The sequence below is a fragment of the Actinomyces polynesiensis genome (genome assembly GCF_000820725.1).
GTDB lineage: Bacteria > Actinomycetota > Actinomycetes > Actinomycetales > Actinomycetaceae > Pauljensenia > Pauljensenia polynesiensis.
Genome location: NZ_CCXH01000089.1, coordinates 1 through 8,236, shown reverse-complemented (window position 1 = coordinate 8,236; position 8,236 = coordinate 1). Strand labels below are relative to the sequence as shown.

The following is an 8,236-nucleotide window of genomic DNA, read 5'->3' as shown; positions in this document are numbered from 1 at the left end:
GGCCCCGCGCGTTCCCGCGAGGACGACTCGGCCGTGCCGGCCACCCCCGTCGCCCGCAGACTGGCGGGGGAGCTGGGCATCAACCTCCACGACTGCCGCACCACGGGCACGCGGGGCCGGGTGTGCCGGCTCGACGTCGAGGAGGCCGCGCGCCGCTTCGGGACCCCCCTCCCGGGGGAGGCGGCGCCGCCCTCGTCGGCCCTGTCCCCGACGGCACCCTCCGCCCCGGGTGGGGCCCCGACGGGGACCGGGACGGGCGGCGGCGCACCCGCACCGGCAGCCGCCCCCGAGGCGGTGCCCTTCAGCCCCATGCGGCGCACCATCGGGTCCCGCCTGCAGGCCTCCTACCGGACCACCCCGCACTTCCGGGTGCGACAGGAGATCGTCCTGGACGAACTCCTCGCCCTGCGCCGCAGCATCAACGCCGCGGTGCCGGGGGTGAGGATCTCGGTCAACGACCTGGTGGTCAAGGCCGCGGGGCTGGCGCTCGTGCGGGTCCCCGAGGTCAACGTCCAGTTCGACGAGGCCTCCCAGTCGGTCCTGCGCTTCCCCCACGCCGACGTGGCGGTGGCCGTGGCGGTGCCCGACGGGCTCATCACCCCGATCGTGCGCTCCGTGGACACCCGTTCGCTGTCCGAGGTCTCGGGCGACCTGGCCGGGCTCATCACCCGTGCGAAGGCCGGGAGGCTCACCCCGGACGAGTTCCAGGGTGGCACCTTCACCGTGTCCAACCTGGGGATGTTCGGGGTGACCGGCTTCGACGCGATCATCAACCCGCCCCAGGCGGCCATCCTCGCGGTGGGTGCGGGCCTGCCCCGCCCGGTGGTCGACGGGGACGGGTCGGTCGTGGTGCGCACCGTCATGGAGGTCACCCTCTCGGGGGACCACCGCGTCATCGACGGTGCGACGGGAGCGAGCTTCGTCGGTGAGCTCAGGGCGATCCTCGAGTCCCCGACCCAGATGCTGGTGTGAGGCGGACATGGGTGCACAGCAACCGCGCACACAGGGCGCGCACACACCGGCGACCGGCACGGCGGTGTCCGGCAGGGCTGCGTCGGGCGCCGCGTCCGCCCGCGTGACGACCCCGACCCCACGCGAGCGGCGCGCCGACACCTTCGACGTCGTCGTGGTGGGGGCCGGACCGGGCGGCTACGTCGCCGCCATCCGCGCCGCCCAGCACGGACTGCGGGTGGCCATCGTGGAGAGGGACCGGCTGGGCGGGGCCTGCGCCAACCGCGGGTGCATCCCCACCAAGGCACTGCTGCACGGTGCCGAGACCGCCCACACCCTGGCCACCGCCTCCCGCGTGGGCTTCACGGTGGGCGACGTCGACCTCGACATGGGGGCACTCGTGGCCTTCTCCCGCGGAGTCGTCTCCCGCCTGGTGGGCGGCATCGGCGGCCTCCTGGACGCCAACGGCGTCGAGGTGGTCCACGGCACCGCCCACCTGCCCGCCAAGGGACGAGTCACCGTGACCGCGGAGGGCCAGTCGGTGCGCGAGTTGCACGCCGACCACACCATCCTGGCCACCGGCGCGCGGCCGCGGTCGATCCTAGGGGTGGAGCCCGACGGGCAGCGCGTCTGGACCTCCACGGAGGCCCTCCGGCCGGATGCGCGCCCGGAGTCGCTGGTGGTCATCGGCTCCGGCGCCATCGGGGTGGAGTTCGCGAGCCTGTACGCCGACCTCGGCACGCAGGTCACGCTGTTGGAGGTCGCCCCGCGCATCCTCCCCGTCGAGGACGAGGACGTCTCGCGCTTCGTCGAGCGGGAGTTCACCCGGCGCGGCATCACGGTGCACACCGGGGTCGCGGTGCGTTCCGTCCACGTCGACGCCCCCGCCGACACGGTCACCACCGTGGTCGGGGTGGCCGGGGGTGAGGAGGTGGTCCTGGGTTCCGAGCGCGTCCTGGTGGCCACGGGCGTGGCACCGAACTCGGGGGGCCTGGGCCTGGAGGAGCTCGGGGTGACCCTGGATCGCGGGTTCGTGGTGACCGACCAGTGGTGCCGCACGGGTGACGCCGGGCTGTACGCGATCGGTGACGTGGCGGGTGCCCCCTGCCTGGCACACAAGGCCAGCCACGAGGGCGTCCTCTGCGTCGACCACATCGTGGGTGTGCCCGGGGTGCGCCCACTGGAGCGTGACTTCGTGCCGGGCTGCACCTACTCCCGCCCCCAGGTCGCCAGCCTGGGACTGACGGAGGCACAGGCCCGACAGCGGGGCCACCGGGTGGAGGTGGGTGTCTTCGACCTCTCCGGCAACGGGAAGGCCCTGGCCCGGGACGAGCCCACGGGCTTCGTCAAGACCGTCTTCGACGCGACCACCGGGGAGCTGCTCGGCGCCCACATGGTCGGCCCGGAGGTCACGGAGATGATCCAGGGCTTCGGGATCGCCCACTCCCTGGAGGCCACCGCGGAGTCCCTGGCGGAGGTGGTCTTCCCCCACCCGACGGTCTCGGAGGCCATGCACGAGTCGGTCTTGGCCTCCCTGGGGCGGTCGATCCACTGGCCACCCGCACGGGGGCGCGCGACCGGCGGGTGAGGCGGGTGTGCCGAGGGGGTGGACCCGTCGCGGTGATCGTGCCGCCCGGACGCGCGGGTGGCGGTGGCGACACCGGTCGGAGTCTCACGGCGGGCTCCCTCCGCGATCCCTCGGCGCTCCACCGGCCGATGAGGGTGGCGCGCCACCTCTCCCCATGAGCAGGTCCCGGGGGTCCGGATCACCGGACCCCCGGGACCGACCACCGGGTGCGGACCCTGCACGTCGTCAGGCCAGGCGCCACCCGGCAGCCGAGGCGCGCGCCTGCCAGAAGTCCCGGTACTGTCCGGGGACCCCGACCAGCTCGTCATGGGTGCCGGTCTGGGTCACCCGGCCATCAGCGTCGAGGACGACGATCCGGTCCGCAGTGCGGATGGTGTCGAGCTTGTGCGCGATGACCACCAGTGTGGAACCCTCCCGCAGGCGCTCCATCGAGGCCACGACATTCGCCTCGTTCTCGGGGTCCAAGGAACTGGTGGCCTCGTCGAAGAGCACGATGGGTGCCCCCTTGAGGAGGGCCCGTGCCACGGAGACGCGTTGGCGTTCGCCGCCCGGCAGGGCGCGGCCGCCCTCGCCGACACGGGTCCCCCACCCGTCGGGCAGCCGGTCGACGATCTCCGTGACGCCCGCCAGCGCCGCCGCCTCACGGACCTCCCTCCCATCCGCCCCTGGGCGGCCGATGCGGATGTTCTCCTCCAGGGTCTCGTCGAAGAGGTAGACGTCCTGGAACACCATGGACAGTTGCGCCATGAGCTGCTCGACGGGTTGGTCGCGCACGTCCGTGCCGCCCACGCGTACGGTGCCGCCGTCGACGTCGTAGAAGCGGGCGATGAGCTTCGCGATCGTCGACTTCCCGGATCCGGAGGGTCCGACCAGCGCGCACATCGAACCGGCAGGCACCTCGAAGCTGACGTCGCGCAGGACGGGTGTGGAGGGCTCGTAGGAGAAGTCCACCTGGTCCACCTCGATGCTCCCGGGGGCGCTGAGCACCACGGGCGCGGCCGGCTCGGGCAGGGTCGGGGCGTCGAGGATCTCGTCGACGTGGTCCAGCATGGGTTGGCGTTCCTCGATGCCGATCACCTTCCCGCCGATCTCCTCCAGTGTCTGGATGAAGCGCAGGCTCAACCCGAAGAAGGCGATCGTCTGGACCGGACCCAGGACGTCACCGATCGCGAGGCGCGCGGCCAGGACGACAAGGGAGACGACGACCAACTGGCCGACCATGCCGTGGAGGAGGTTGGCGAGCATCCCCCACCACAGGTCGCGACGCTGGGCGGTGAGGCTGGCAGTGTTGGCGCGCTCGAGCTGGGTGAAGTCGGAACCTCGTCCGCACGAGCGCAGCGCTCCCTGGCAACGTGCGAACTCGACGATCCGGTCACCCAGCTCGCGTTCAGCGGGCTCAGAGATGGCCTTGCCGCGGTCGAGGCAGCGCCGCGCCCAGCGCAGTGCCCCCCAGTAGAGCGGGACGGCCACGGTGAGGACCAGTCCGAGCCTCCAGTCCCACAGCCACGCCCCCAGCACCATGACGGCGGCGGAGGCCACATTGGACACGGTCACGGCGAGCATGTGCGCGACGCTCTCGCCGAGCTGGAGCAGTTCCCTGGAGACGAGGCGGGACAGCCGTCCCGCCGACGAGCTGCGGAACCACCCCAGTGGAAGTGCGGCCATGCGGTCACCGAGGCGGGTGTGGACCGTCTGGATGAGGCCCAGGGCCACCGTGTAGCCGGTGACGGCGTTGCGGTACTCGAGGAGTCCGCCCACGAGGGCGAGCAGGGCCAGGACAAGCACCCACCCCCAGATCCCCAGCCCCCAGGAGGTGCCACCCGTGCTGAGGGCGACGGAGGCGGGGAGGAGCAGGACCAGGGAGACCCCGCGCAGCACCCCGGTGAGCGCGTTCGAGACCAGGGTCCTCGTGTAGAGGGGTCGGGTCGGCTCGGAGACCAGGCGGGCATAGCGGTCCAGCGGGTTGGTCCGGTCGGTGGAGGTCATGTCATTCCCCGTTCTCGGAGTCGGAGTCGGAGTCGGAGTCGGTGGCGGGTCCCGTGCCCGCCGACGAGGGCGCGAGGGGAACCTCTCCTGCGGTCATCCGCCACAGGGCGGCGTAGTGGGGCTCGCCGGCCAGTTCCTCGTGCGTGCCCTGGGCGACGATCCGCCCACGGTCGAGCACCACGATCCGGTCCGCCCCGATGACGGAGGCGGGACGGTGGGCGATGACCAGGACGGTGCGTCCCACCACCAGGCGGTTGAGTGCCTGCTGGATCTCCGCCTCGGACTCCGGGTCGGTGAACGCGGTCGCCTCGTCGAGGATGAGGATCGGGGCGTCGACCACCAGGGCGCGGGCGATGGCCACCCGCTGGGCCTGCCCGCCCGAGAGCAGGGTGTCCTCGTCGATGACGGAGTCGTAGCCCCGGGGCAGCGACATGATGAAGTCGTCGATGCAGGCCTCCCGTGCTGCCGTGCGGACCTCCTCCTCGCTGGCGTCGGGGCGGGCCAGGGCGATGTTGTCGCGGATCGGGATGCGCAGAAGCTGGGGGTCCTGGAGGACGAAGGCCACCTGGCGGTAGAGCCGGGAGGTCGCGATGCGGCGGAGGTCGACGCCCCCGATGGACACGGTGCCGGTGTCGGGGTCGGCGAAGCGGGCGACCAGGGTGGCCACGGTCGACTTCCCCGAGCCGGAGGGGCCGATGAGGGCCGTGGTGGTGCCCTCGGCCAGGTCCAGGGTGACGTCGTCGACGGCGAGGGTCTCCCCGTAGGAGTAGGACACGTGGTCCAGGTGCACGGCATGCGTGGTGGGCTCGACCGGGTCGGTGGGTTCGGGGAGGGTGGGGGTGTCGAGGACCTCCAGGATGCGCAGCGCGGAGGCCCCCGCCAGCTGGTAGGCCCACTGGGTGTTGCCGATGACCTCGATGGAGGCGGGCAGCACCAGCGCGATGAGCGCGCAGGCCAGGACATCGACGGGGCTGACCCACCCTGCGGCCACCATGGCGGCGCCACCCCCCAGGTTGACGGCCAGCAGCACCGAGGGTGCGACCACGGCCATTGACACCGCAGACCCCTTGAGCAGGGGCTTGCACCAGGCGAGGTAGAAGTCGGAGAACTCCCGGGCGGCATCGGCGTAGTTGCGGTGCGCGTGCCCCACCTTCCCGAAGGCCTTGACCACCGTGATGCCGCTGACGAACTCGACCATCGTCGAGGAGACCTTCGCCAGGCGGGTGTCCATCTCCGCGGTCTTGGCGGGCATGTCCTTCATGGACCAGGCCTGCAGGGCCGAGTAGAGGGGGGAACGTCGCCACGCTCAGCAGACCCAACCTCCAGTCGATGGACAGGGCGTAGGCGAAGAGGCTGATCGGCATGACGACGGCAGAGGTCGACTCCACCGGGGCGTGGGCGATGAGCGTGTGGAGGGTGTGGGTGTCGTCCTGGACGGCCTTGCGCACCTTGCCCGAGGTGGTCCCGGAGAACCACGACAGGGGCGTGTGTCCGAGGCTGTCGATGATGCGGCCCTGGATGTGGGCGCCGAGCCTCGCGTCGGCGAAGTGCGTGATCCCCAGTGCGAGGAAGTAGAGGAGGAGGCGGCCGCAGAATGCGCCGATGAGGAGGTCGACCGTCGCCATGACGGCATGCGCGTCGGGTGCCACCCCGGCACCCCAGGCGCCCAGGAGGATCCCACCGAGGTGGACGAGGGCGACGTAGGGGGCCACCGCCAGGACGGCCGAGAGACCCGCGAGGACCTGGCCGAGCAGGATCATCCCGCGCACGGGTCTCTGCAGGTCCTTCATGGCCCGGCGTCCGGCGCGGTCCTTGGCGGCGGGGTCCTCGGCAGGGTCAGCTGTCGTGCTGCTCCCGTGGGGCGGCGTCGGAGGTGTCACACCCTCTCTTGGATCCCGGGTGGTCGTCGGATGTGTGTTCATGCGCTTCTCCCGATCGGGTCGGTGGTGGAGGGCTCCGGGTCGTCCTCGTCCCCGTCCGGCAGGACGTCCACGACGGTGGCCTGGTGGCCGCCCTCGTCGACGTCGCGGAGGGGGGCCAGCGTGACGATGCGGTCCGCGCAGAGGTTCAGGAGCTCGAGGTCGTGGGTGATGACGATGACGACGGCACCCCGGCGCGCCAGCTCCCGGAGCTGGGCGGCGATGGCGACGAGGTGACGTTCGTCCACGCCCGAGGTCGGCTCGTCGAAGACGTGGACGGACTTGTGGCAGGCCATGGCGGAGGCGAGGACGAGGCGCTGTTTCTGCCCCCCGGAGAGGGACAGGGGATGGCGGTCGGCGAGACCGTCGAGGCCGAAGCGGGTCAGCAGCTCGTCGGTGTCCACCTGTTCCCGGTCCCGCCGGGGGAGACCCACTGTCACCTCGGTGCGCACCGTCTCGGAGAACAGATGGCGGTGCACGTCCTGCATGACGATGTAGCTCGCGTCCGTGCGCTGGCGCGCGCCCACGGTGTGGCCGTGCAACGTGATGCGTGAGCCGCGCTCCTCGCGGACCAGGCCGCACAGGAGGCGGGCCAGGGTGGTCTTGCCCGCGCCGTTGTCGCCGACCAGGACGCTGATCCGGCCGGCGGGGAACTCCAGGTGGTCGATGTCGAGGACGCGCTTGCTGCCGTAGGAGAAGCGAACGTGGTCGAGGGTCAGGCCCAGGGGGCCAGCGGGTACGGCCGCGGGTGCCGTGCCGGTCGGGCGGGGTTCGGTGCGGTCCCCGTGCTCGCGTTCGCCTGCGCTGATGCCCCCGACCGTGCCCTCCGCCCTCTCCGTGGTCCGGCGGTCGGTGGTGTGTCCGGTGTGCTTGTCCGCCCCGTCACGTGCACGGGGAGGGGTCGGGGCGTGCAGGCAGCGCAGCCCCAGGGCGCGGCGCTGGTGCTCGTCCAGGGCGAAGAAGTCTTCCCCGGTGAAGCGTCTGGCGATCCGACCGTGCTCCATCAGGAGCACCTGGTCGGTGATGCCGCGCAGGAAGTGGGGACGGTGCTCGGCCACGACGAGGGTGTGCCCGGCGGCTCGCAGGCGTCCCAGGAGTTCCCCGAACTCCTCGATGGCGGCGGGAGAGAGGTTGGAGGTCGGCTCGTCGAAGAGCAGGACCGGGGTGTGCCCGGCCAGGGCCTGGGCGCAGGCGACCTTCTGCAGTTCACCACCCGACAGGCGGGTGAGGTGGCGGTCGAGCAGTCCGGAGATCCCCACCTGCCCGGCCGCCGCGGTGGCCCGCTCGAGGATCTCCGCGGGGTCGAGACCGTAGTTCTCACCGCGGAAGGCGAGTTCGCTGATGACGTCGGAGGTGAAGAACTGCGAACGGGGGTTCTGGAAGACGGTGGCCGTGGTGCGTCCGGCCTCCGTGATGTCGGTGCCGGGGACGTCGACCCCGGCGACCTCGACGCTCCCCTCGAGGTGTCCGGCGTGGAAGTGGGGGACCAGGCCGTTGAGCAGTCGCAGCGCGGTGGACTTCCCCAATCCGGAGGCTCCGCACAGGAGGGTGAGTGTGCCGTGGGGGATCTCGAGGTCGATGTGGTCCAGGCAGGGGGAGCCCGGGGTGCTGTCGGGCTCCTCCGGGTCGTGGGTGCGCTCCCTGTCCGGGGTGTGCGCCGTACCCTCGCGGGCCGCTACGCCCCGACCGGTCGGGGTGCCGGCGTCGGCCCGGGTGTCGGGGTCCGCCGGGGTCTCCACCGGGCGGACCGCGGCAGGAGTCGGTGTGCTGCCCGACGCGGCACGTGCGCAGG

5 protein-coding genes and 1 pseudogene are annotated in these 8,236 nt (G+C 72.1%); 2 read left to right on the top strand and 4 right to left on the bottom strand.

The window, feature by feature from the left end; all coding sequences use genetic code 11:
- Together TA90_RS03490 and lpdA are read left to right on the top strand one after the other, a co-directional pair.
- The coding region (locus tag TA90_RS03490) for a dihydrolipoamide acetyltransferase family protein (protein ID WP_043534637.1) at positions 1 to 972 on the top strand (972 nt) is incomplete at its 5' end.
- A 7-nt stretch (positions 973 to 979) separates the two neighbouring features.
- The gene (gene lpdA / locus TA90_RS03485; protein WP_082031361.1) at positions 980 to 2,539 is read left to right on the top strand and encodes a dihydrolipoyl dehydrogenase; all 1,560 of its coding nucleotides are present in this window, start codon (positions 980 to 982) and stop codon (positions 2,537 to 2,539) included.
- A 225-nt stretch (positions 2,540 to 2,764) separates the two neighbouring features.
- Here the strand turns inward: lpdA and TA90_RS16080 are convergent, their stop codons facing one another.
- From TA90_RS16080 to TA90_RS14890, 4 genes and pseudogenes are all read right to left on the bottom strand, one after another.
- The gene (locus TA90_RS16080; protein ID WP_043534634.1) at positions 2,765 to 4,525 is read right to left on the bottom strand and encodes an ABC transporter ATP-binding protein; all 1,761 of its coding nucleotides are present in this window, start codon (positions 4,523 to 4,525) and stop codon (positions 2,765 to 2,767) included.
- Between the two features lies 1 nt (position 4,526).
- On the bottom strand, positions 4,527 to 5,777 hold the full coding sequence (locus TA90_RS16075; protein ID WP_074015261.1) for an ABC transporter ATP-binding protein: 1,251 nt from the start codon (positions 5,775 to 5,777) through the stop codon (positions 4,527 to 4,529).
- A gap of 91 nt (positions 5,778 to 5,868) precedes the next feature.
- Positions 5,869 to 6,150, bottom strand: a pseudogene (locus TA90_RS16070) (ABC transporter transmembrane domain-containing protein); the annotation flags it as partial.
- 293 nt (positions 6,151 to 6,443) lie between these two features.
- A partial coding sequence (locus TA90_RS14890; RefSeq protein WP_222704596.1) for an ABC transporter ATP-binding protein occupies positions 6,444 to 8,236 on the bottom strand: 1,793 nt, incomplete at its 5' end.

Coding starts and splice junctions, on each gene's coding strand:
- lpdA (WP_082031361.1), top strand. CDS start 980: ATGGGTGCACAGCAACCGCGCACACAGGGCGCGCACACACCGGCGACC.
- TA90_RS16080 (WP_043534634.1), bottom strand. CDS start 4,525: ATGACCTCCACCGACCGGACCAACCCGCTGGACCGCTATGCCCGCCTG.
- TA90_RS16075 (WP_074015261.1), bottom strand. CDS start 5,777: ATGCCCGCCAAGACCGCGGAGATGGACACCCGCCTGGCGAAGGTCTCC.